This is a genomic window from Rhodococcus sp. NPDC078407 (genome assembly GCF_044542515.1).
Classification (GTDB): Bacteria; Actinomycetota; Actinomycetes; order Mycobacteriales; family Mycobacteriaceae; genus Rhodococcoides.
This window is the reverse complement of the sequence record NZ_JBITUQ010000019.1, coordinates 1-22,664: the sequence shown is the minus strand read 5'-3', so window position 1 is coordinate 22,664 and position 22,664 is coordinate 1. Positions and strand designations below refer to the sequence as shown.

The following is a 22,664-nucleotide window of genomic DNA, read 5'->3' as shown; positions in this document are numbered from 1 at the left end:
CGCGAGTCACTGCAGTTTGTCGACGACCGTCCGGGTCGCGTCCGCAACGAGCGTGTTCATAGCTGGTGCATCGTCGATCCCCGACGTCGTCGCGCTGAGCACGACCAGCAGGATCTGTTGCCCGTCGGGGCCGAGGAGCAGTCCGGCATCGTTTGACACGCCGTAGCTACCGGTTCCCGTTTTGTCCGCCGACGTCCACTGCGGCGGAATGCCCGACCGAAATCGGGCGGTGGAGGTCTCGGTATTTCCCATCCACTCGAGTAGCTGTGCGCGTGAGGCCTGAGTCAGCACATCGCCGTCGAGCAGAGTTCGGTAGCCCGCCAACAGAGAATTGGGCGTGGTGGTGTCGCGGGGATCGCCGGGGATTGCCGTGTTCAGTTTCGGCTCGGTGCGGTCGAGCCTGAATTCTGTGTCACCGAGCGATCGCACGAAATCAGTGAGCGCCGCGGTGCCACCTGCCTCGCGAATCAGCAGATTTCCGGATGTGTTGTCGCTCTTGGTCAATGCAGCAGCGGCCAGGTCTGCGAGGGTGACGACGGAACCTGGGGCCCAGTCGACGGTGGACTCAGGCACCTTGTCCTCGGCGGTGATCGTTCTGGTATCGGTGAGCTGCAACCTGCCTGCGTCGACGGCGGCGAGCATGGCACCGACGGCATACACCTTGAACGTCGAGCAGAACGCGAAACGTTCATCGCCGCGGTAGCTTTGGGCGGACCCGGAGTCGAGATCGAGTGCACTGACCCCGAGCCGTGCAGTGTCCCTGGCCTCGAGGTCCAGATACGACTGGTCGGCACTGGGCTGTTCGACCATGGGCTTAGAGATGCCAGTGTCGGATCGCGGTGGTTCGGTGGTGCTCGTCGACGAGCAGGCAACGCCTGCGGTCAGCGTTGCCGCTGCAATCACGGTGATCAGTCGGGTGGATGTCGAGGTACGCATGGGGTCATGCGATCACACCCAGCCGACTCGGAGCCAAGTCCCGGGGCACTGCCAGGTCATTCCTGTTCGGTATCGCGGCAGGTGAACGTGTTTCAATAGGTCGTGGACCTTGTTCGCCATCTCGAATATTTCGTCGCCGTCGCCGAGGAACGCCACTTCGGCCGCGCAGCGGCCATTCTCGGCGTGACTCAGCCGCCCGTGTCCAGGGCCATCAAGGCGTTGGAGAAGCACCTCGATCTCACACTCATCGAACGGACTCCGGACGGGGCCGCGATCACCGAGCACGGGGCTGCACTGTTACCTCGTGCTCGCTTGATCGTCGACGACGCTCGCCGATTGACGAGTACCGCACGGTCGCTCACCTCGGCCGATACGGTCCGCATCGGCCTCGTCCCGCAAGTCGACGATGCCCTGGCCGCGCGCATTGCCGCGTCCGTCGGAGTCCAGGCGCGGGTGGAGACCGCAGGCGCAGTGGCTTTGCTGGACGGGGTGCGCGCACACGAACTCGATGTCGCGGTGATCGATCACCCGGTGGTACTCGACCGACTGGTGGCCGGACCGGCCATCACGTTGCCCCGACAGGTCAGCGTTCCGGTTGCTCACCGATCGTCCAGGGCGAAGCGGCCACGACTGACCATGTTGTCCGACCTCGTCTTCGCCACCACGCCGCGTGCTGCCAATCCACCCGCGCACGATCTACTTCTCGACGCGTTTCGACATCATGCTCTCGATCCGGAGATACTCTGGGCAAACACATTTCGCGATGTGGCTGTTGCCGTCGCATCGGGGCGCTGTTTCGGACTCGTGCCTGCCGCGAGCCCGGTGCTGCCGGGGACCTGTCATCTCGACCTCGCCGCCGAAGACGTCGCCCTGCGAGTGCGCATCGTGCGCCGCGACGAGAAAGCGGAGCCGTCGGCGCGGCTGATCGATCGAATCCTGTTGCAGGCAGCGAGATGACAAGTATCGACGAGCAACTGCGGGCTGTGTTCGCAGACGCCGGCTGCCGCGGCTGGGTCCGGGCCGAACGTATCGACGGCACCGGCACGGTCGTGGACGTCGAGGGCGACGAGCCAGTCGTCGCCGCGTCGGTATGGAAGGTCGTGTTGCTGGTCGCCGCCGCTCGGGCTTTCGACGAAGGGTCCCTTACTGCAACCGATTCGGTTCGGCTCGTTCCAGCCCAGTGCAGTCCCGGGCCGACGGGCATCTCGAGCTACGCGGACCCGGTGACGATGAGTTGGCGCGACATCGCGCGTTCGATGATCACCGTCTCCGACAATGCCGCTGCCGACGCACTTCTCGGTGCACTCGGCCTGGATGCACTCACCCGGGTCATCGAAGATCTCGGGCTCGAGCAGACGCGCATCGTCGGTGGAACGAAAGCTCTGGGTGATCAGATCGTTCGAGACACCGGCCGATTGAGCGCGGACGAAGCATTGGGCCTGCTGGCGAGCAATTACACGGTGGTGGACAGTGCAGGATTCGATCCGGCCTATACCTCGTGCACCACCCCTCGTGACAGCAACGCCGTCCTCCGCTCGATATGGCGACGTACTGCGGCGTCCCCGGAACAGTGTCTGTACATGAAACAGGTGTTGTCCCAGCAGGTGTGGCCGCATCGAATCCGCAGCGGAATCCCCTACCCGGATGTGCCGGTAGCGGGAAAGACCGGCACCGTCGGTCCCATTCGCAACGAGGTTGCGGTGGTGTCGTTTCCGGGAGAGGAGCCCGTCACGGTGTCGGTGTTCACCCGGGCGGCGCGCATGGACTCGTATCTGCCATTGGTCGATCAGGCCATCGGCACAGCCGCGCGCATCGCGGTCACCGCTGTGCGTCGATCCCCGCAGCCACCCACGGGATGAAGGATGGACGGCAGTTACGGTCGGTCGTCTCCGGAATCCCGTGCCAGCGATGAAGAGCGCACCTTCTCGGACTCGGTGACGGTCGGTTTGCCGTTGTGTTCGCGGAATTGTTCTCGGGTCACCGGCAGCACCTTCACCCTCTCTGCTCGCAGGCCCATCACCAGCGCGATGATCATCAGCGATACCAGGATGAAGATCGGCAGCCCGATCACGGTGATGACCTGTTGAAGGGCTTCCAGTCCTGCCTCACCCCCGAGCACGATCAACGTCGCAGCCACAGCGCCTTCGGTGACACCCCAGAACACTCGCTGCCGCACGGGGCCCGCTTCGCCGTCGCCGGAACACAACATATCGATCACCAGCGATGCCGAGTCCGAGGATGTCGCGAAGAACAATGCCACGACGACCACCGCGATTCCTTGCACCAGGGTCGCGGCCGGGAAATTCTCGAAGAACGTGAACATCGCCAACGGAACGCTCTCGGCCACCGCGTCGGAGATCGACCCGCCGGTACCTCCGATTCCGTCGATTCGCATTGCGGACCAACCGAATACGACGAACCACACGAGCGTGAACAACGAGGGAGCGACCAGAACGCCGACGACGAACTGGCGGATCGTTCGGCCCCGCGAAATACGTGCGAGGAACACGCCCATGAACGGAGCCCAGGTGACGGTCCACGCCCAGTAGAAGACGGTCCAACCGCCCTGCCATCCCCACCCGCCGTCGGAGGTGAACTCGGCCATGGCGTCGTTCCAGAAGGACAGTGGAACGATCTCCTGCGCGTAGTTACCGAAGCTTTCGAAGATCTGCCGCAGCAGAAAGACGGTGTCCGACGCGATCAGCACGAAGATCATCAGTCCGACGGCCACCAGGATGTTCAGGTTCGACAGCCTGCGAACGCCCTTGTCCAGCCCCACTGCGATCGACACCGTGGCGACCACGGTGAGCAGTCCGATGATCAGAACCTTCGCCCACACGGCATCGGGCAATCCCACGAGCTCGGTCAAGCCGGCGTTGATCTGGGACGTACCCAGACCCAACGACACAGCCAAGCCGAAGATCGTCCCCAGCACCGCGAACACGTCGATCGTCTTGCCGATCGGCCCCGAGATGCGTTCTTTGAGAATCGGATAGAACACCGACGACACGCGCATCGGTAGGTGGTACCGGTAGATGAAGAAGCCGAACGCCAATCCCGGCAGCGTGAAGATCGCCCAGGTGTGCAAACTCAGATGGTAGAGCGAAATGCTCATCGCGTCCTGGGACGCTTCCACGCTGTACGGCTCCACGTCGTCGAACGGTGGCGTCGAGAAGTGTGAGATCGGTTCTGCCACACCCCAGAACATCAATACGGTTCCGATACCACCCGCGAAGAGCATGGCGAACCACGACAGGTTGGAGTACGCGGGTCTGTCGTCGTCATCGCCGAGCCGCAGATGGCCGTACTTGCTGATCGCAACCCAGATCAGAAAGATCAGCCACACCGTGACGCCGATGATGAAGAACCACCCAAGATTGGTGACGATCCACTCCCGGCCGACCCCGAACGCGTTGCCGACCCAGTCTTGGAAGACGAGGAACAAGATCAACAGCGTGATCGTCAGCCCGGCCGACACGAAGAAGATGTGATTGTCGGTTCTGAGGCCCAGTTTGCGAGCAAGTGTGTCCACGATTGCCGTCACCATCCTCGACGGCACGGATCGTCGGATTCGGTTTCTACGCGGTCGTTGGGGCGTGCCGTCGCCGACCTTTAACCTTTGTTTACCAGAGCGGCCCTGTCCACCGTTGCAGCCGATTCGTTACCTGCTCGCTCAGTGCACCTGCTTGAAAGCTCACTGCGCGGTCCAGGTCGGATCGCGTTTCTGCAGGAAAGCAGTGATTCCCTCGACCACATCCTTCGTGGTGGTGAGTCGATCCAGTTCCTGACGGTTCTGTACCCACGAATGTTCCTCGTGGGCAATATTGCCGTCGGTGATACGCCTGGCCAGCCGCTTGGATGCGCGCACAGCGAGCGGCGCGCCCTCCGCGCAGAGCCGAGCAAGACCGAGTGCCGTATCGAGGACGTCGTTCGGTGCGACCACCCTGTTGACCAGTCCCCACCGTGCGGCGTCCTGCGCTGAGATCGGCCGGCCCGTCAAGATAATCTCCAACGCGATGTGTTCCGGCACCGCGGACATCAGCCGGAACGCTCCCCCGGCACCGGCGATGAGTCCACGGTGTATCTCGGGCAGACCGAACACGGCCGTGTCCGAGGCGACGACCATATCGGAGACCAGGGCGATCTCGGTTCCGCCTCCCATGGCAGACCCGTTCACCGCCGCGATGACGGGAACCGAGATAGGGTGCCGCACGATTCCGGCGAATCCCCAGTGCTCGGTCTCGGGTGGGGTGACCGCGGCGGGCCCGCCTGTACCTAAAGCCTTCAGATCGGCACCACCGCAGAAGGTCGACGTCCCCGCCCCGGTCAGGACGACGGCCCGGATGTCGCGATCTTCCTCGGCCGACTCCCACGCCTCCCCGAGCAACGTGTGAACCCGGGCATCGATGCTGTTGGCCGCTTTCGGACGGTTGATCGTGACGACGAGTACATGGCCCTCCCGACTCGTCAGGACGACAGGTTCGGTGCTAGCTGCTTCGGACACGGATGTTCCCTTCGATGATGTCGACAGTGACTGTGCTGCCGATGATTTCGCGTGCAGGGTCGCTCCTGTAGAGAGACAGCGCATGGGCACTGGCCGTATCCCCGGGGGCTGTCTGGGCGGCGACGCGTCGACCATGCTCGTCCAGCGCAACGAGAAACGCTTGATTCGGTTCTTGTTGCCGCGAATGCTCGACGGACACTGTCTCCACCACGAGGTCGCCGTCCTCGACAGGTACGCGATGCGGTGGATCCGATTGCAACACTGCAGGTTCGGGATCACTGACGTAGCCGAGTGGATGCTGATCGCCACTGAGCAACACGGAGTGGTGATACGTCAGGTAGCCGCCGTTGGCGTGGACCAACGCGCACTTCTTGCCACCACGAATCTCACGAACGGATGCAGTGATGGAATGCAACGAATGACTGCTGAGCGGCCCGCCGAACGACGAATGTCCGCCTGTGACAGTAGGAATCAACGACGTCGGCGTCTGCAGGTGGCGGGTGGCCAGACTCGGCACGATCGGGAAGCAACTGTAGACGTCCAACACGTCCAGTTGCTCGACCCCGATCTCTGCTGCATTCATCGCTCGATCCAGTGCGTGTTCCATCGCCGCCGAACGTCCGAAACTGTTGCGCGCGAGAATGTCCACGGAGTCCTCGGCACCAGCACCGCCCCAGACGTACACGATGTCGCTCTCCGGCACACCGCGTTCACGGGCTTCGGCCAGGCTCGTCAACACGATGCACGCGGCCTGGTCGACAAACGGCATGGCGTTCATCGACAGCGGATACGGCTCGCAGACGATGCGGTTCTTCGGCGACGGTGTGCCGATGTCGGTAGCCGTCCGCGCTCGACCGTTCCACGAATACGGGTTCTTCTCGGCGATGACGGAGAATGCGGCATACAGGTCGCTGCACTCGGCCAGTCGAGACTCCGGATCCAAGCCGGCCTCGAATCTGAAGCGGCTCTCGAACAGGGGGTAGATTCGGACCGGTGAGATCAGCCGGCTTGTTGCATTGCAGCGCTGCCGAGTTGGTCGAGATCGAAGGTGGGCGGACCTCCCGGGTCTGCGCTCCACCCCGCGTCTCGCACAGGCTCTCGACCCGCCTTGATCAGAGCGCTCATCGTCGCCTGGGCTTCACCGCCCGCGATCACCGCCACCGTCGACTCTCCGGATGCAATGCGCGCGGCAGCGCGGTCCAGAAGCCGCGCAGGCCATTGCCCACCGATCGGAGCATCGAACAGATCTACGGGTGTGGCATCGAACCGACGGGCCAGCGCAGCGGCGGGGCTCGCGTACGCCCAACTGGCTATATGACAGAACGCGATGCTGTCCGCACGGCGAATCCACGGCTCCGTCGTACGTGAATTCTCGAGTGCCGATCTCGCAGCCAGTGCGATCAGTTCGATGGGTTCGACGCCCAGGGGTTCGCCGCGGCCACTTGCTTCACCGACGGCCACGATGACCGGAATGCGCGTCGGATCCACGGTCGACGCCTCGTGGCGTACAGAGCTCATGAATGGAAACCTATCCGACTGTCAGCAGCCAGCCTGATAGTGCACGAGCTCGGGTCGTGCGCGTTTTGCGCCCCTGCAGGTACGCAAAACACGCACAAGGGCTACAGCAGTTCCCGGATGGCATTCTCGAAACCGGTGACGTGCTCGAGGGTCAGTTCGGCAGCGGTGTCGGCGTCGCCGTCGATGATGGCCTGCAACAGCACGACGTGCTCGCGAACATGGCCGGCCACGTTCGGCAGTCGGTCGAGGAACATGCACCAGATGCGGGTGGCGTGCGCGTCGAGGCTGACCAGAATGTCTTCGAGGTGGGGATTGCCCGACGCTCGATAGATTTCCCGATGCACCGCAACATCTTTGCGCAGAACTTCGCGTGAATCGTCGGTGTCCTCGATGCTCGCGATGGAGGCCGCGAGTTCCGCCAGCCGGTCTCGCGCAGCTCGGGTGGCCGTGCGCGCCGCACGGGCCGAGGCCGCGGGTTCGAGTTGCTTACGAATTTCCGAGATGTTGGCCAGGTCGGTCATGTCGACGGCGGTGGCGAAGGTTCCACGACGGGGGTAAGCGACGACGAGTCGCTCCCGCTCGAGTCGTTTGAGACCCTCACGGATCGGCGTGCGGCCCAGCCCCAACTGCTCGGCCAGACGGTCGTCGTTGATGGGTTCACCGGGACGAATCTCCAGCATGATCAGCTGCTCACGCACTATTTCGTAGGCCCGATCGGCATTGGTTCCGACAAACTGCGTTGCATCGATCACCGGCTGGATTCCGATTGTCATCTTGTCTGCTCACTCCCGGTCGATGCCCCGCCCTTGACGGCTCTGCTTTGTGATCTTACTCTATTGGCATCTTGATATATCAGTTCCAGACCATTGATCTTCCAGAAGGGCGGCCATCGTGACGCAGGACTTCGCACCGACGGCGACGGCACCGCACCCGAGGGGCGTGACGAACCGTGTTCTCGCCGATCTCGACCCCGAGGTGCACCGCGCCATCAGTGCCGAGCTCGGCCGCCAGCAGAACACCCTGGAAATGATCGCCAGCGAGAACTTCGCACCGCTGGCCGTCATGCAGGCCCAGGGTTCGGTACTGACAAACAAGTACGCCGAGGGCTACCCCGGCCGCCGCTACTACGGCGGTTGCGAAAATGTCGACTTCATCGAACAACTCGCGATCGACCGGCTCAATACCTTGTTCGGATCGTCGTTCGCCAACGTGCAGCCGCACTCCGGCGCGCAGGCCAATGCTGCTGCGATGGCGGCACTTCTGCAGCCGGGTGATTCCATTCTCGGTCTCGCACTCGCCCACGGCGGTCACCTCACGCACGGCATGAAGCTGAACTTCTCGGGCAAGCTGTACGACGTCTCGGCCTACCACGTCGGTGAGCACGACCATCTCGTCGATATGGCAGAGGTCGAGCGCCTCGCACACGAGCACCGCCCCAAGCTGATCATGGCCGGGTGGTCCGCCTACCCGCGTCACCTCGACTTCGCCGAATTCCGCCGCATCGCAGACGACGTCAGTGCTTATCTGATGGTGGACATGGCGCATTTCGCCGGGCTCGTTGCCGCCGGCCTGCACCCGTCGCCCGTACCGCACGCACACGTCGTCACCTCGACCACGCACAAGACGCTCGGCGGCCCACGCGGCGGTGTGATCATCACCAACGACGCCGCTCTGGCGAAGAAGTTCAACTCGTCGGTCTTTCCCGGTCAGCAGGGCGGACCGCTCGAGCACGTCATCGCGGCCAAGGCAGTGTCCTTCAAACTCGCTGCCGAAGAGGACTTCCGGGAACGGCAGGAGCGCACCCTCGAAGGCGCGAAGATCCTGGCGGATCGACTACTGACCGACGACGCCGCAGCCGCAGGCATCGATGTGGTCTCGGGCGGCACCGACGTCCACCTCGTTCTCGTGGACCTGCGCAAGTCCGAGCTCGACGGCAAGCAGGCCGAGGACCGACTCCACCACGCTGGAATCACCGTGAACCGCAACGCAGTTCCGTTCGATCCCCGACCGCCCATGGTGAGTTCGGGAGTCCGAATCGGCACCCCGGCTCTGGCGACCCGCGGCCTGGACGCCACGGCGTTCGCCGAGGTCTCCGACGTCATCGCCCACGCGTTGCGTCCCGACACCGACGACCGCGGACTCGATGCACTGCGCACCCGGGTCGAAGCCGTCGCCGCGCAGTTCCCCCTCTACCCAGACCTGACGGAAGGCTACCGATGACCGCCCCCGCAACCCCACCGGGCGCACATCTGCCCGACCACCCGGACTTCCTGTGGCGCAACCCCGAGCCCAAGAAGTCCTACGACGTCGTGATCATCGGCGGCGGCGGACACGGCCTGGCCACCGCGCACTACCTCGCCAAGAACCACGGCATCACCAATGTGGCTGTGCTGGAGAAGGGTTGGCTCGCCGGCGGCAACATGGCGCGCAACACCACCCTCATCCGCTCGAACTACCTGTGGGACGAGAGCGCGCGCATCTACGAGCACTCTCTGAAGCTGTGGGAGGGGCTCGCCGACGACCTCGACTACCCCATCCTGTTCAGCCAGCGCGGAGTCCTCAACCTCGCGCACAGCCTGCAGGACGTGCGCGACAGCGTGCGACGCGTCGAGGCCAACCGACTCAACGGCATCGACGCTCAGTGGGTCGACCCCGACGAGGTCAAGAAGCTGTGCCCGATCGTCAACATCTCCAGCGACATTCGATACCCGGTACTCGGCGCGACGTATCAGCCGCGCGCCGGCATCGCCAAGCACGACTACGTCGCGTGGGGATTTGCCCGACGCGCCGACGCCGCCGGTATCGACATCATCCAGAACTGTGAGGTCACCGGCTTCACCACCGACGGCAACCGCGTCACCGGCGTCAAGACCACGCGCGGCGACGTCGCCACCGGCCAGGTGGCTCTGTGCGCGGCCGGCCACACCTCGACTCTCACGGACATGCTCGGCATCAAGACTCCGCTGCAGAGCCATCCGTTGCAGGCCCTCGTCTCGGAGCTGCTCGAGCCGGTGCATCCCACGGTGGTCATGTCGAATGCCGTGCACGTCTACGTCTCCCAGGCCCACAAGGGTGAACTGGTGATGGGTGCAGGCGTCGACTCCTACAACGGTTACGGCCAGCGCGGTGCGTTCCATATCATCGAACGGCAGATGGCCGCTGCGGTCGAGTTGTTCCCCGTGTTCGCTCGCGCGCATCTGCTGCGCACCTGGGCCGGCATCGTCGACGTCTGTCCCGACGCCTCCCCCATCGTCGGGCGCACGCCGTTCGACAACGTGTTCCTCAATTGCGGTTGGGGCACAGGTGGATTCAAGGCGACCCCCGGTGCCGGTTGGTGCCTGGCCGACACCATCGCCAACGACGAGGTGCACGAGTACATCGCACCGTTCAGTCTGGACCGATTCGTCACCGGCGCACTGGTGGACGAGCACGGTGCCGCAGGCGTCGCGCACTAGTTGCTCCGCCCCGACCCACGCAGCACCCGAACGAGAAATCTTGGAGTGGCAATGCAATTGATCGAATGCCCGTGGTGCGGGAGTCGAGAAGAGACCGAGTTCCACTACGGCGGCCAGGCGCACATCGCTTACCCCGAGGATCCCTCGGCCCTGACCGACGAACAGTGGGCGCACTTCGTGTTCTTCCGCGACAACCCCAAGGGGCTCTTCGCGGAACGGTGGAGCCACAGCGCAGGGTGCCGGCGTTGGTTCAACGCTGTACGAGACACCGCCTCCTACCGAATCCACAGTGTCTATCGCCTCGACGACCCGAAGCCGGTGAATCCATGACCGCATTCCGCACCGCATCCGGCGGCCGCATCGACCGCACGAGCACCTTCGAATTCACATTCGGCGGCTCGGCCCTGCAGGGCCACCCGGGCGACACGCTGGCATCTGCGTTGCTCGCCAACGGTATCCATCAGGTCACCACCAGCATCAAGCTCGGCAGGCCCCGCGGATTCACCGCAGCGTGGGCCGAGGACACCGGCGGACTCGTACAGATCGAGGAGCCGTTCCCCGAGCCGATGCTGCTCGCCACAACGATCGAGCTGTACGACGGCCTGGTCGCCCGCGGCATCCCCGGGCAGGGGCGTCTCGCCGAGATCTCCGACTCCGCCAAGTACGACGCCATGCACGCCCACGCCGACCTGTTGGTCGTCGGCGCAGGCCCGGCCGGGCTGACCGCCGCTCTGGTCGCGGCCCGCAGCGGCGCTCGCGTGATCGTGGTCGACGATCAGTGCGAGTTCGGCGGCTCCCTCCTCGGTTCCGACGACGTCATCGACGGCAAGCCCGCGTTGGACTGGGTGGCCGATGCGGTGACCGAGTTGTCGACCTTCCCCGATGCGAGGGTGCTGCGCCGCACCACCGCGTTCGGTTCCTACGACGACGGTTTCGTCCTCGCGCTCGAGCGCCGCACCGATCACCTGGGTCTCGAAGCGCCTGCAGCACTGAGCCGCCAGCGCGTCTGGCGTATTCGTTCGCGGCACATACTGGTGGCCACTGGTGCTCACGAACGTCCCGTCGTGTTCACCGACAACGACCGCCCCGGAATCATGTTGGCGCACAGCGCACGGACGTTCCTGCATCGCTACGGCGTGACGGTGGGAACCGAGGCCGTCGTCTTCACCACCAACGACAGCGCATACAAGGCCGCCGTCGATCTGCACGACGCCGGGGTCCGCATCGCGAGCATCGTCGAGGCCCGCTCCGAGGCACCGGAACATTGGCTCGGCCTGTGCCGCGAGCGCGGTATCGAGGTGCGCACCGGAAGCGTCGTCTCCGGCACCCGCGGCGACTCCCGCGTCACCCACGCACTGGTCACCGGGGCGGACGGTGCCACCGACACCGTGGCGTGCGACGTACTGCTCGTCAGTGGCGGCTGGAACCCCGCGGTGCACCTGTTCAGCCAGGCCCGCGGCAAACTGCGCTACGACGGCACACTCGGCGCATTCGTACCCGCAGACGACGTCGAGGGCATCAGTGTCGCCGGGTCGGCCTCGGGGGTGTTCGACCTGGCCGGCTGCATCGATGGCGGCAGCTCGGCAGCGGCCGGCGCGCTGAACCGTCTGGGCTTCTCTGTTTCCGAAACCCTCTCACCAGCAGTCGCTTCCGAACCCAGCAGCCCGTCACTGGTGCTGTGGCGGGTGCGCGACGACTTCGGAGCCGACAGCCAATTCGTCGACGTACAACGTGACGCGACGGTGGCCGATCTGGTCCGCGCGGTCGGGGCAGGCATGTCGTCGATGGAACACATCAAGCGCTACACCACGATCGGCACCGCGCACGATCAGGGCAAGACCTCCGGTGTGGTGTCCTCGGGCATCGTGGCCGAACTGCTCGACAAGCCGGTGGAGAACCTGGGCACCACCACGTTCCGCCCGCCGTACACCCCGGTGGCGTTCGCGGCGTTGGCCGGCCGCAACCGCGGCATGGCCTTCGACCCGGAACGCGTTACTGCAGTACATGATTGGCACGTCGCCCGCGGCGCGGTCTTCGAGGACGTCGGACAGTGGAAGCGGCCCCGCTACTACCCACTGCCCGGCGAGGAGATGCACGATGCCGTGCTCCGCGAATGTGCGGCCGTGCGTGCGGGAGTCGGCATGCTCGACGGTTCGACCCTGGGCAAAATCGACGTGCAGGGCCCCGACGCCGGCGCGGTGCTGGACATGTTCTACACGAACATGATGAGCAATCTGAAAGTCGGCATGGTTCGGTACGGCGTGATGTGCGGCGCCGACGGCATGGTGATCGACGACGGCACCGTGATGCGGTTGGCGGACGACCGATTCCAGGTCTTCACCACCACCGGCGGCGCGGCCGGAATGCTCGACTGGATGGAGGAATGGCTGCAGACCGAGTGGCCGCACCTCGCGGTTCGGCTGACCTCGGTGACCGAGCAGTGGGCCACCTTCCCCGTCGTCGGGCCGCGCTCCCGCGATCTCGTCGGCGAGATCTTCCCCGAGCTCGACGTCTCCAACGAGGCGTTCCCGTTCATGGCCTGGCGAGATGCCTCGATCGACGGTGTACCGGTGCGCGTGGCGCGCATCAGTTTCTCCGGTGAACTCGCCTTCGAGGTGAACATCGATTCCTGGCATGCCCACGCACTGTGGTCGCAGCTGATCGCGGCGGGTGAGAAGTACGGCATCACCCCGTACGGCACCGAGACCATGCACGTGCTGAGGGCCGAGAAGGGCTACCCGATCGTCGGTCAGGACACCGACGGCACCGTCACCCCGCAGGATCTCGGCATGAGCTGGGCGGTATCGAAGAAGAAGCTCGACTTCATCGGAAAGCGGTCGTTCGACCGGGCCGAGAACCGAAACCCGTTGCGCAAGCAGTTCGTCGGACTCCTGCCCGTCGATCGCGAGACCGTCCTTCCAGAGGGTTCGCAGATCATCGAACACTCCGACAGCGGTGTTTTGCCCGAACTGCCGGTACCGATGCTCGGCCACGTCACGTCGAGTTACGCCAGCGCAGAACTGGGCCGACCGTTCGGGTTGGCCCTGCTCGAGGCCGGCCGTGACCGACTCGGCGACATCTTGCACGTCCCGGTGGGCGACACCCTCGTCGCCGTGGAAGTCACCGGCTCCGTACTCGTCGACCCGGAAGGTAACCGCCGTGATGGCTGACCGACTCGCCGCCAGAAGCCCGCTCGCAGAAACAGCGCTACCGGACTCGCCTGCCGTCCGCATCGTCGAGGAACCCTTCCTCGCCGGAATCGACCTGTGGGTCGACCCGAACGGACCGGGCGGTGCCGCTGCCTCGACCGAGCTCGGCACCGAACTCCCCGGACCCGGCCGTGTCGCCGAGGGCACGAACACCACGTCGATCTGGCTCGGCCCCGAGGAGTGGCTCGTGATCGGAGCGGGCATGGATCCGGTCGAGCTCGAACACCGTCTCGGCTCGGCCGTACGTGAACACCGGGGCGCAGCGACGGACGTGTCCGCGCAGCGAACCAGTCTGCGGTTGAGCGGTTCCCGAGCCCGCGAGGTGTTGGCGAAGGGATGCTCGATCGATCTGCACCCCCGCGTCTTTCCTGCCGGGTCGACGGTACAGACGATGCTCGCGATGGCAGGCATGATCCTCATCGCCTGTGACGACACCGGAACGGACTACCGCATCCTCGTGCGCTCGTCGTTCGCACGGTATCTCGCTGACTGGCTGACCGACGCGGCCGAGGAATACACCGACGCCTGATCGTTTCCGTTGCACTGCGCGAGAGAAGAGGTGATCACTGTGCTCACGACCGTATCCACAGCAACACGGGCCGCCGACGCGCGCGACCGACTGCTGACCCGGTTGACGACCTCACATCCCGTCGTCTGCGGGATCGTCAACGTCACCCCGGATTCGTTCTCCGACGGGGGCATGTTCCTGGACTCGGATCGCGCTGTGACGCATGCACTGTCGATGGTCGACGAGGGAGCCGAGTTGCTCGACATCGGCGGTGAGTCGACCCGGCCGGGGTCGGTTCCACCCACTGTCGACGAGGAAATCGCCCGAGTCGTCCCGGTGATCGAGGCGCTGTCCAAGCTCACCTCGACACCGCTGTCGGTCGACACCTCACGTCCCGAGGTGATGCGGGAGGCGGTGCGCGCCGGGGCGAGCGTCATCAACGACGTCCGCGCTCTTCGTCTTCCGGGTGCGCTCGCCGCAGCGGCCGAGCTGGACGTCGCCGTGTGCCTGACGCACATGCAAGGCGAACCGGCGACGATGCAGCACCGCCCTCACTACGGCGACGTCGCCGCCGAGGTACGCGGGTTTCTCGACGACCGAGCCTCCGAGTGCATCCGGGCCGGTATCCCGGCGTACCGCATCCTGGTCGATCCCGGCTTCGGATTCGGCAAGACACTCGAACACAATCTGCAACTGCTGCAGAGCCTTCGGGATCTCACCGCGGCCGGGCGGCCGATCATGGCGGGTGTGTCGCGAAAGGGAATGATCGGTGCCATCACCGGCAGAGAGGTCGACGGCCGACTCGCCGGCTCGCTCGCCGCCGCGATCATCGCGGCCCAGAACGGGGCGTCGCTCCTCCGGGTGCACGACGTCGCCGCCACCATCGACGCACTGGCCGTGCTGCGGGCACTGCGTTCACTCGCCGCGATTCCAGGCCAATCCACGAAGAATGCCGAGGCCACCTCATGACCGCATCTCTCTCCTCCGCCCGCCGACTCTTCAGTGCCGACCACGGCTGGATGGCCGTCGACCCGTTCGGTTCACCCGCACAGACGCCGAGCCGCGTGGGCGTGACACCGGAGGCTTTGGGCGATGCGGTCGACATTGTCGGCGTCGACCTGCCTGCGGTTCGCACCGTGCTCACCGCCGGTGAGGCGTGCGGGACCATCCATACCTCCGCCGGATCCGTCACGGTGTTCGCTCCGGCCAGTGGCATGGTCACGATCGTCAATCCGGCTGTGCGCGAGGACCCGTCCATCGTCGTGTCCGATCCGCTCGGTGCCGGCTGGTTGTTCGCCGTACTGACTCCCGCAGCCTCGACGTTCGACGACCTGACCACGCGCGAGTCCACCGGCGCAGGAATGGCAAACCCATGACGATCAGTGTGTTCGACCTCTTCTCCGTCGGCGTCGGCCCGTCTAGCTCGCATACCGTCGGCCCGATGCGGGCGGCCGCTCGATTCGTCGACGATCTGCGCACCATGTCTGCATTCGAGGACGTTCGAGACGTCACCGTGGACCTGTACGGCTCACTGGCCGCGACCGGAGCGGGCCACGGCACCATGACCGCTGTGCTGCTGGGGCTGGAAGGCCATGCACCAGAGAGCATCACGACCGAGGTGATGGAGGAGCGGCAGGCTTCGATGGCGGCCACCGGGCGCATCCTTTTCGGCGGTGACCGCGAGATCGATCTGGCCGTCGACGACATCGTGCTGCGTCCGTTGACGGTCTTGCCGTTCCACCCCAACGGAATGAAACTGACCGCTCGCGCGTCGGATTCGACCGAACTGCACAGTGAGGTCTATTTCTCCGTCGGCGGCGGTTTCGTGGTGACCGAGGCCGAGAGCATCGAGGCCGTAGCACCCCTCGCCTCCGCGAACGGCTTCGGGTCCGCCAAGGAACTACTGCAGCTCTGCGAGCGTCGACGCTGCAGTATCAGCGACGTCATGACCGAGGTCGAACTCGAACGTCGGACGCTCGACGAGATTCGCGACGGCCTGCTGCACATTCGTAACGTCATGGTCGAATGCGAGAATCGTGGCATCTCGCGCGACGGCTACCTCCCCGGCACGCTGGGAGTGCGGCGTCGAGCACGGGACTGGTTCCTCCGGCTCGATGCCGAGGATCCACACCGCTCGAGCGAATTCGCCGAGGACTGGGTCAATCTCGTCGCGCTCGCGGTCAACGAGGAGAACGCATCCGGCGGCCGTATCGTCACGGCACCCACCAACGGCGCGGCCGGCATCATCCCGGCCGTGCTGCACTACGCCACTCGCTACACCGCTGCAGGCATCGCCGATCCCGACGGCAGCACGGTGCGCTTTCTGCTCACCGCAGGCGCGATCGGATCGCTCTACAAGGAGATGGCCTCGATCTCCGGGGCCGAAGTGGGCTGCCAGGGCGAGGTGGGTTCGGCGGCGTCGATGGCCGCAGCCGGTCTGGCCGAGGTACTCGGCGGCACGCCCGAACAGGTGGAGAACGCCGCCGAGATCGCGATGGAACACAGCCTCGGTCTCACGTGCGACCCCATCGGCGGGCTGGTGCAGATACCGTGCATCGAACGCAACGCCATCTCGGCCGGCAAGGCGATCAACGCAGCTCGAATGGCGCTGCGCGGCAACGGTACTCATCGCGTCAGCCTGGATCAGGTGATCGAGACGATGCGCTCCACCGGTGCCGATATGCATTCGAAGTACAAGGAGACCTCCAGCGGCGGCCTCGCAATCAACGTGCCGGTCAACTTCGTTGAATGTTAGAGCGTGGAGCGGGGACCTCACACCGTTTTTGCAAGGTGCGCGCGTGTTCTTCGCAAAGAGAACACGCGCGCACTAGGCAGAAAAGGTGTGAGGTCCCCCCACTCCCCTCGACCACCACAACAACGAAGGGCCCGTACCGATTCGGTACGGGCCCCTCGTGTGTCGGCTCAGCTGAAGATCACCGTCCGATGTCCGTGCAGCAGCACGCGATTTTCGCAGTGCCAGCGCACTGCTCGCGACAGTGCGAGCGCCTCGGCGTCCTGCCCGACGGTGGCGAGACGAGACGGGTCATGGGTGTGGTCGATGCGAATGACCTGTTGCTCGATGATCGGGCCCTCGTCGAGATCGGGGGTGACGTAGTGGGCCGTGGCACCGACCTGCTTGACGCCTCGATCGAACGCCTGGTGGTAGGGCTTTGCACCCTTGAAGCCGGGCAGGAACGAGTGGTGGATGTTGATGGCTTTGCCGTGCAGCGCGCGACACGTCTCGTCGGAGAGCACCTGCATGTAGCGGGCCAGCACCACCAGGTCCACCTCGTATTCGGCGACGAGGTCCAGTAGTCGCTGCTCGGCCTCGGCCTTGGTACCCGGGGTGACGGGAACGTGGACGAACGGCAGCCCGGCAGCCTCGGCCATCGGCCGCAGCACCTCGTGGTTGGACACCACGGCCACCAGTTCTCCGCCGAGATTCTGGGAGCGCCAACGGAAGATGAGGTCGTTGAGGCAGTGCCCCATCTTGGAGACCATGACCAACACGCGCGGCTGACTGCAGCCGTTGAACGTGTACATCATCGAGAATCGGTCGGCCACCTCGCGGAAGCTCTCGGTCAGTTTCTCGATGTCGGTGCTGCCACCGGCTACGAACGAGGTGCGCAGGAAGAACGACCCGTCCGTCGAGTCGTCGAACTGTTGGTGTTCGGCGATGTCGCAGTCGTTGTCGAACAGGAACGCACTGACGGCCCGGACGATGCCCGGCCGCTGTCCGCAGCTGAGCGTGAGGGTGAAGTTCTCGGTCATCGAATCTCCTGGTACTGGTGGGTCGTCAGCTGCGGATCTTGGCCATCTCGGGGTCGACGAGGGGCTCGGCCACGACGGTGGCGGACACGAGCCGGTCGAAGTATCGAATCTGTACTGCTGCACCGGGTTCTGCACTGGTGGCCGGCACCCAGGCATAGGCGATCGGCGCACCGACGGTATGTCCGAACGAGGCACTGGTGACGTAACCGGCAGGTTCACCGTTCACCAGGACGGGCTCGTGGCCGAGGACCACCGACGTGCCGTCGTCGATCTTCAGGCACACCAGCTTCTTGGAGACGGTGTCGTCGGACATTTCCAGCACGGCGGCGCGGCCGCGGAATTCACCCTTGGCCGGACGTACCGCGAAGCCGAGCCCTGCCTCGTAGGGGTTGTGCTCGGTGGTCATGTCCGAGCCCCAGGACCGGTAGCCCTTCTCCATGCGCAGGCTGTTGAACGCAGCGCGTCCACCGGCGATGATGCCGAACTCGGAACCGGCCTGCCACAACATGTCCCACAGGCGCTGGCCGTAATCGGCAGTGGTGTACAGCTCCCACCCGAGCTCGCCCACGTAAGACAATCGCATCGCGGTGACGGGCACTCCCCCGATCCGAACCTGCTTGCAGCGGAAGTATTTGAAGTTCTCGTTGGAGAAGTCGTCCTGGGTCAGCTTCTCGACGACCTCACGGGCGTGCGGGCCCCACAGGCCGATGCAGCACGTGGATCCGGTGATGTCGTCGACGGTGACGCTGCCGTCATTGGGCGCTTCGCGGCGCAGGTAGTCGTAGTCGAGGTTGCCGTTGGCACCGACCTGGAACTCGTCGGCGGACAACCGCGCGACGGTGAGGTCGCTTCGGACGCCGCCCTTTTCGTCGAGAGCCAGGGTGTACGTGACGGCCCCGACGGACTTGTCCATCTTGCCGGACGTCAATCCTTCCAACAGTGCCAGCGCACCGGGCCCGCGCACCCGCAGTCGCTTGAGCGGGGTCATGTCGTACATGGCAACGGACGTACGGGTCTTCCACGCCTCGGCCGCAGCGATGGGCGAATGGAACATCGAGGCCCATTCGTCGCGCCTGGGCGGCTGCCACTCGGCGGGAAGTTGTTGCACCAGATCGGCATTGGCCTCGTACCAGTGCGGGCGTTCCCACCCGCCGCCTTCGAGGAACACCGCACCGAGTTGCTGCTGCCGCGCGTTGAAGGGGCTCACCCGCACGTCGCGCGGGGACAACCGCGGCTGCGAAGGATGCAACACGTCATAGATCTCGACGAAGTTCTGCTGCGAGGTTTCGCTGACGTACGCGGGATCGAGCTGGAAGTCCTCGAAACGGTTGACGTCGCATCCGTGCAGTTCCACCTCGGAACGCCCGTCGACCAGCAACTGCGCAATGGCCCGGCCGACGCCGGCCGAGTGCGTGACCCAGACGGCCTCGGCGATCCAGAAGCCCTTGATGTCCGGGGACTCGCCGAGCAACGGTCCGCCATCCGGTGTGAACGAGAAGACTCCGTTGAAGGCGTGGTCGATCTTCGCGGTCTCGAGGCAGGGCAACAGCAGCTTGGACTGCTCCCACGACGGGGCGAAATCCTCCTGCGTGAAGTCAAGCATGGACGGCATGGCGTCGTCGGATACACCGTTGCCGCCCGGCAGAGTCTTGGTGTCGACAGGCATCGGCCGGTGTGCGTAGCTTCCGATACCGAGACGGTCGACGTGCTCGCGGAAGTACAGGTCCTGGTCCTGATGTCGAAGAATGGGCATGCCGGCCTCGGCCGCTTCGGTGTTGCGTCCCACCAGTTCCGGGATCTGGTCGGTCTTGGCGTACTGGTGCGCCAGGGGCAGCAGCGGCACCTTCATGCCGACCAGTTCGCCCACATCGGGGCCCCAGAAGCCGGCGCAGGACACCACGATGTCGGCCTCGATGACGCCCTGATCGGTCGCCACACCGGTGACGCGGCCGCCGGTCTGTTCGATACCGACAACCTTGGTGGAACCACGGAAGACGGCTCCGCGCGATTCTGCGCGACGGGTCAGTGCCACGACGGCGCGTGACGCCTTGGCGAGTCCGTCGGTCTCGACGTACAGGCCGCCGAGAACACGCGAACGGTCGATCAGCGGATGCAGTTTGGCGCATTCGGACGGGTCGATGACCGATCCCTCGATGCCCCAGGACGTGGCCCACCCCTGCTTACGATGCAGATCCGCGAGCCGCTCCTCGGTGGTTGCCACCTCGAGCCCGCCGAGCTGGTTGAAGCACCACTGCCCGTCCACCTCGAGGCCCATGAACTTCTCGACCGTGTACCGGGCGAGTTCGGTCATCGTCTTCGATGCATTGGTCTGGAACACCAAACCCGGTGCGTGCGAGGTGGATCCACCCGTGAGAGGGAGCGGCCCCTGATCGAGGACGGTGATGCGATCCCAACCGCGTGCGGTGAGCTCGTCGGCCACGTTGGTACCGACGATGCCGGCGCCGATGATGACAACTCTCGGTGAACCCATGGTGGTCCTTCCGTATCGGGGTGGAGAGATGGAGCTCGACCGAAGGAACCAACGGTCTGCACGACAACTAACCAGAAATTGATATATCAAGAGTATGGGCAGAGATGGACATGGTCAACCCCCGAAACGCCGATGGTGCGGGAGCGTCTGGACGCGTCCCGCACCATCGGCTCACTTCATCTATCGGACTTGACCTTTTTCTGACTTGCAAGGATGAACGGATCACTGGTGACGTCCTTGTAGAGCGACACACACGTTCCGATCATCACCAGCACGAACGGCGCCGCCACGATGATCGTCATCGTCTGCAACCCGCTCAAGGCATCGGATCCTCCGGTCCACAACATCAGGATCGCGATTCCGCCGGTGACCACACCCCAGAAGGCGACAACACCACGTGAGGGATCGAGGGTGCCACCCTGCGACAGGGTGCCCATCACGATCGAGGCGGCATCGGCCCCACTGACGAAGAAGATGCCGACCAACACCATCACCAGCACCGACGAGATGGCGGCCAACGGAAATTGGTCGAGAACCGCGAACAGCTGCGATTCCGGCGCGCCGAGAGCCACCAGATCCTCGGTCCCCTTCTGCTGCTCCCCGATTGCTGCGCCGCCGAAGATCGAGAACCAGACCAGGCTCACCGACGTCGGAATCAGAATGACGCCGATGACGAACTGGCGGATGGTGCGGCCGCGACTGATGCGCGCGAGGAACATTCCGACGAAGGGGGTCCACGAGATCCACCAGGCCCAGTAGAAGATGGTCCAGGATGAGAGCCAGGATTCGGTCTCGGGGCCACCCGACGCAGCCGAACGCGCCGACATGCCGGCGATGTGCGCGGCGTAGTCACCGAGCGTGGTGGGCAGCAGGTTCAGGATCAGGACCGTAGGTCCGGCGACGAACACGAACAGAGCGAGCACCAGGGCCAGCACCATGTTGATGTTCGACAACCACTGAATCCCCTTGGAGATTCCGGACACTGCCGACGCCACGAAGGCGAGCGTCAGAATGGCGACGACAGCGACGAGCAGAAGCGTCCCGGCCTGGTTGACCCAACCGAGAACCTCTATGCCCGAGCCGATCTGGAGCGCACCGAGTCCGAGCGAGGCGGCCGTTCCGAACATCGTGGCGAAGATCGCCAGGATGTCGATGACCTTGCCTATGGGCCCTTCCGCATGTCGTCCGATCAACGGAATGAACGACGAGCTGATGAGCTGCTTACGGCCCATTCGGTACGTTCCGTACGCGATGGACAAGCCGACCACCGCGTACATGGACCAGGGATGCAAACCCCAATGGAAGATGGCGGTCGAGAGTGCGGTTCCCACAGTCGAATCGGTGATTCCGGGCGGCGGGGTGACGAAGTGAGTGAGCGGCTCGGCCACTCCCCAGAAGATCAGCCCGATTCCCATGCCGGCGCTGAACATCATCGCGATCCAGCTGACGGTGTTGAATTCCGGCTTTTCACCGTCCTTGCCGAGGGGAATCTTTCCGTATCGACTGAGCGCGAGCCAGATCGCGAAGATCACGAATCCGGTGGCCGAGAAGATGAACAGCCAGCCGATGTTGGTCACGACCCAGTCGAGTACGGACGCGTTGACGGACTTCATGTTCTCGGTTCCGAGGACACCCCACGCCAGGATCGCGATCACGATGGCGGCGGTGATACCGAAGACCACCTTGTCTGTGCGCGGCTTGCCCTCCTCTCCATGGTGATAGACCTCGAGGGGACCGTAATGATGGGGGGCATGTTTCTCGGATGCCACGACCCGAGTCTTGTCGCTCCGGGGTTTGCTGTTCGTTGTCACATCGTTCTCCCTCCGGCTTTCGCCGAATAGGTATGTCGCCCGTGTACGCAGCGTGGGGTTGTCGGAAGATGCGCGACGCGTTGCTCTGTGCGCAACTCGGAATTGCCTGAACCCGAACAAGAGTGAGCCGACGTGAGGTCGATGTCAAGAGTTCGTCGACCGTTTCACCGCGCTCGTCGCGCCCATTACCCAAGCGCATAGGCTTGGAGCTGGGAGTATGCGACTCCGATCGGCACTGGACGCCCCAACTCGATACTCGCATTTAACATTCGTTACTGTTCGGTAACTGATATATTAACGACATTTCAATATCAGCAGCGGGCTCGCGCCTCTGCTCCGTCCAACTCAGGAGTGCCAACAATGCCCCAGCAGGTCCGTGCCGTCGTTGCCAAGAGCAAGGGCGCACCCGTCTCGATCGAAACGATCACCATTCCCGATCCCGGCCCGAACGATGTCGTGGT

At 64.5% G+C, this 22,664-nt stretch carries 19 protein-coding genes; 10 read left to right on the top strand and 9 right to left on the bottom strand.

All coding sequences use genetic code 11. The features are described from left to right. Window positions 1-6 precede the first annotated feature (6 nt). On the bottom strand, window positions 7-936 hold the full coding sequence (gene bla / locus ACIGGF_RS18450) for a class A beta-lactamase (protein ID WP_397522610.1): 930 nt from the start codon (window positions 934-936) through the stop codon (window positions 7-9). 102 nt (window positions 937-1,038) lie between these two features. Between bla and ACIGGF_RS18445 the strand changes: the two genes are divergently transcribed. Together ACIGGF_RS18445 and ACIGGF_RS18440 are read left to right on the top strand one after the other, a co-directional pair. Beyond that, window positions 1,039-1,893, top strand: a complete 855-nt coding sequence (locus tag ACIGGF_RS18445) for a LysR family transcriptional regulator (protein WP_397522609.1) — start codon at window positions 1,039-1,041, stop codon at window positions 1,891-1,893. Then, the gene (locus tag ACIGGF_RS18440) at window positions 1,890-2,795 is read left to right on the top strand and encodes a serine hydrolase (RefSeq protein ID WP_397522608.1); all 906 of its coding nucleotides are present in this window, start codon (window positions 1,890-1,892) and stop codon (window positions 2,793-2,795) included. Before ACIGGF_RS18445 ends, ACIGGF_RS18440 begins: the two co-directional genes overlap by 4 nt. 14 nt (window positions 2,796-2,809) lie before the next feature. Here the strand turns inward: ACIGGF_RS18440 and ACIGGF_RS18435 are convergent, their stop codons facing one another. From ACIGGF_RS18435 to ACIGGF_RS18415, 5 genes are all read right to left on the bottom strand, one after another. Continuing rightward, on the bottom strand, window positions 2,810-4,468 hold the full coding sequence (locus ACIGGF_RS18435) for a BCCT family transporter (protein WP_397522607.1): 1,659 nt from the start codon (window positions 4,466-4,468) through the stop codon (window positions 2,810-2,812). A 162-nt stretch (window positions 4,469-4,630) separates the two neighbouring features. Then, window positions 4,631-5,440, bottom strand: coding sequence for an enoyl-CoA hydratase-related protein (locus tag ACIGGF_RS18430; protein WP_397522606.1), 810 nt, complete (start codon window positions 5,438-5,440; stop codon window positions 4,631-4,633). Further along, window positions 5,424-6,383 carry a hypothetical protein gene (locus ACIGGF_RS18425; RefSeq protein WP_397522605.1) on the bottom strand — a complete coding sequence of 320 codons (960 nt, stop codon included), beginning with the start codon at window positions 6,381-6,383 and terminating at the stop codon, window positions 5,424-5,426. Before ACIGGF_RS18425 ends, ACIGGF_RS18430 begins: the two co-directional genes overlap by 17 nt. A 56-nt stretch (window positions 6,384-6,439) precedes the next feature. Next, entirely contained in the window at window positions 6,440-6,958 is a 519-nt protein-coding gene (locus ACIGGF_RS18420; protein WP_397522604.1) for a hypothetical protein, read from the bottom strand. A 101-nt stretch (window positions 6,959-7,059) separates the two neighbouring features. Then, window positions 7,060-7,731, bottom strand: coding sequence for a GntR family transcriptional regulator (locus tag ACIGGF_RS18415; protein ID WP_397522603.1), 672 nt, complete (start codon window positions 7,729-7,731; stop codon window positions 7,060-7,062). A 166-nt stretch (window positions 7,732-7,897) separates the two neighbouring features. Between ACIGGF_RS18415 and glyA the strand changes: the two genes are divergently transcribed. Genes glyA through ACIGGF_RS18375 form a run of 8 tightly spaced genes read left to right on the top strand, consistent with a single transcriptional unit; the run spans window position 7,898 to window position 16,885 of the window. After that, window positions 7,898-9,178, top strand: coding sequence for a serine hydroxymethyltransferase (gene glyA, locus ACIGGF_RS18410; protein WP_397522686.1), 1,281 nt, complete (start codon window positions 7,898-7,900; stop codon window positions 9,176-9,178). Further along, window positions 9,175-10,413 (top strand): sarcosine oxidase subunit beta family protein, encoded by a 1,239-nt coding sequence (locus ACIGGF_RS18405; protein WP_397522602.1) that lies wholly within the window; start codon window positions 9,175-9,177, stop codon window positions 10,411-10,413. Before glyA ends, ACIGGF_RS18405 begins: the two co-directional genes overlap by 4 nt. Before the next feature lie 51 nt (window positions 10,414-10,464). Then, a complete protein-coding gene (locus tag ACIGGF_RS18400; protein WP_397522601.1) occupies window positions 10,465-10,743 on the top strand; it encodes a sarcosine oxidase subunit delta in 279 nt (92 codons plus the stop codon). Further along, window positions 10,740-13,583: a 2Fe-2S iron-sulfur cluster-binding protein gene (locus tag ACIGGF_RS18395; RefSeq protein ID WP_397522600.1), complete on the top strand. Its 2,844-nt coding sequence runs from the start codon at window positions 10,740-10,742 to the stop codon at window positions 13,581-13,583. Before ACIGGF_RS18400 ends, ACIGGF_RS18395 begins: the two co-directional genes overlap by 4 nt. After that, a complete protein-coding gene (locus ACIGGF_RS18390; RefSeq protein WP_397522599.1) occupies window positions 13,576-14,151 on the top strand; it encodes a sarcosine oxidase subunit gamma in 576 nt (191 codons plus the stop codon). Before ACIGGF_RS18395 ends, ACIGGF_RS18390 begins: the two co-directional genes overlap by 8 nt. Window positions 14,152-14,190: 39 nt before the next feature. Beyond that, window positions 14,191-15,099 (top strand): dihydropteroate synthase, encoded by a 909-nt coding sequence (gene folP, locus ACIGGF_RS18385; protein ID WP_397522598.1) that lies wholly within the window; start codon window positions 14,191-14,193, stop codon window positions 15,097-15,099. Continuing rightward, window positions 15,096-15,506: a glycine cleavage system protein H gene (locus tag ACIGGF_RS18380; protein WP_397522597.1), complete on the top strand. Its 411-nt coding sequence runs from the start codon at window positions 15,096-15,098 to the stop codon at window positions 15,504-15,506. The genes folP and ACIGGF_RS18380 overlap by 4 nt, the downstream gene beginning before the upstream one ends. Beyond that, window positions 15,503-16,885 (top strand): L-serine ammonia-lyase, encoded by a 1,383-nt coding sequence (locus ACIGGF_RS18375; RefSeq protein WP_397522596.1) that lies wholly within the window; start codon window positions 15,503-15,505, stop codon window positions 16,883-16,885. Before ACIGGF_RS18380 ends, ACIGGF_RS18375 begins: the two co-directional genes overlap by 4 nt. 167 nt (window positions 16,886-17,052) lie before the next feature. Here ACIGGF_RS18375 and purU read toward each other — a convergent pair whose 3' ends face one another. The 3 genes from purU to ACIGGF_RS18360 form a co-directional block, all read right to left on the bottom strand. Next, window positions 17,053-17,901: a formyltetrahydrofolate deformylase gene (purU, locus tag ACIGGF_RS18370; protein WP_397522595.1), complete on the bottom strand. Its 849-nt coding sequence runs from the start codon at window positions 17,899-17,901 to the stop codon at window positions 17,053-17,055. A 25-nt stretch (window positions 17,902-17,926) separates the two neighbouring features. Further along, a complete protein-coding gene (locus tag ACIGGF_RS18365; RefSeq protein WP_397522594.1) occupies window positions 17,927-20,392 on the bottom strand; it encodes an FAD-dependent oxidoreductase in 2,466 nt (821 codons plus the stop codon). Window positions 20,393-20,568: 176 nt separating this feature from the next. Next, window positions 20,569-22,074 (bottom strand): BCCT family transporter, encoded by a 1,506-nt coding sequence (locus tag ACIGGF_RS18360; protein ID WP_397522685.1) that lies wholly within the window; start codon window positions 22,072-22,074, stop codon window positions 20,569-20,571. Between the last annotated feature and the right edge of the window lie 590 nt (window positions 22,075-22,664).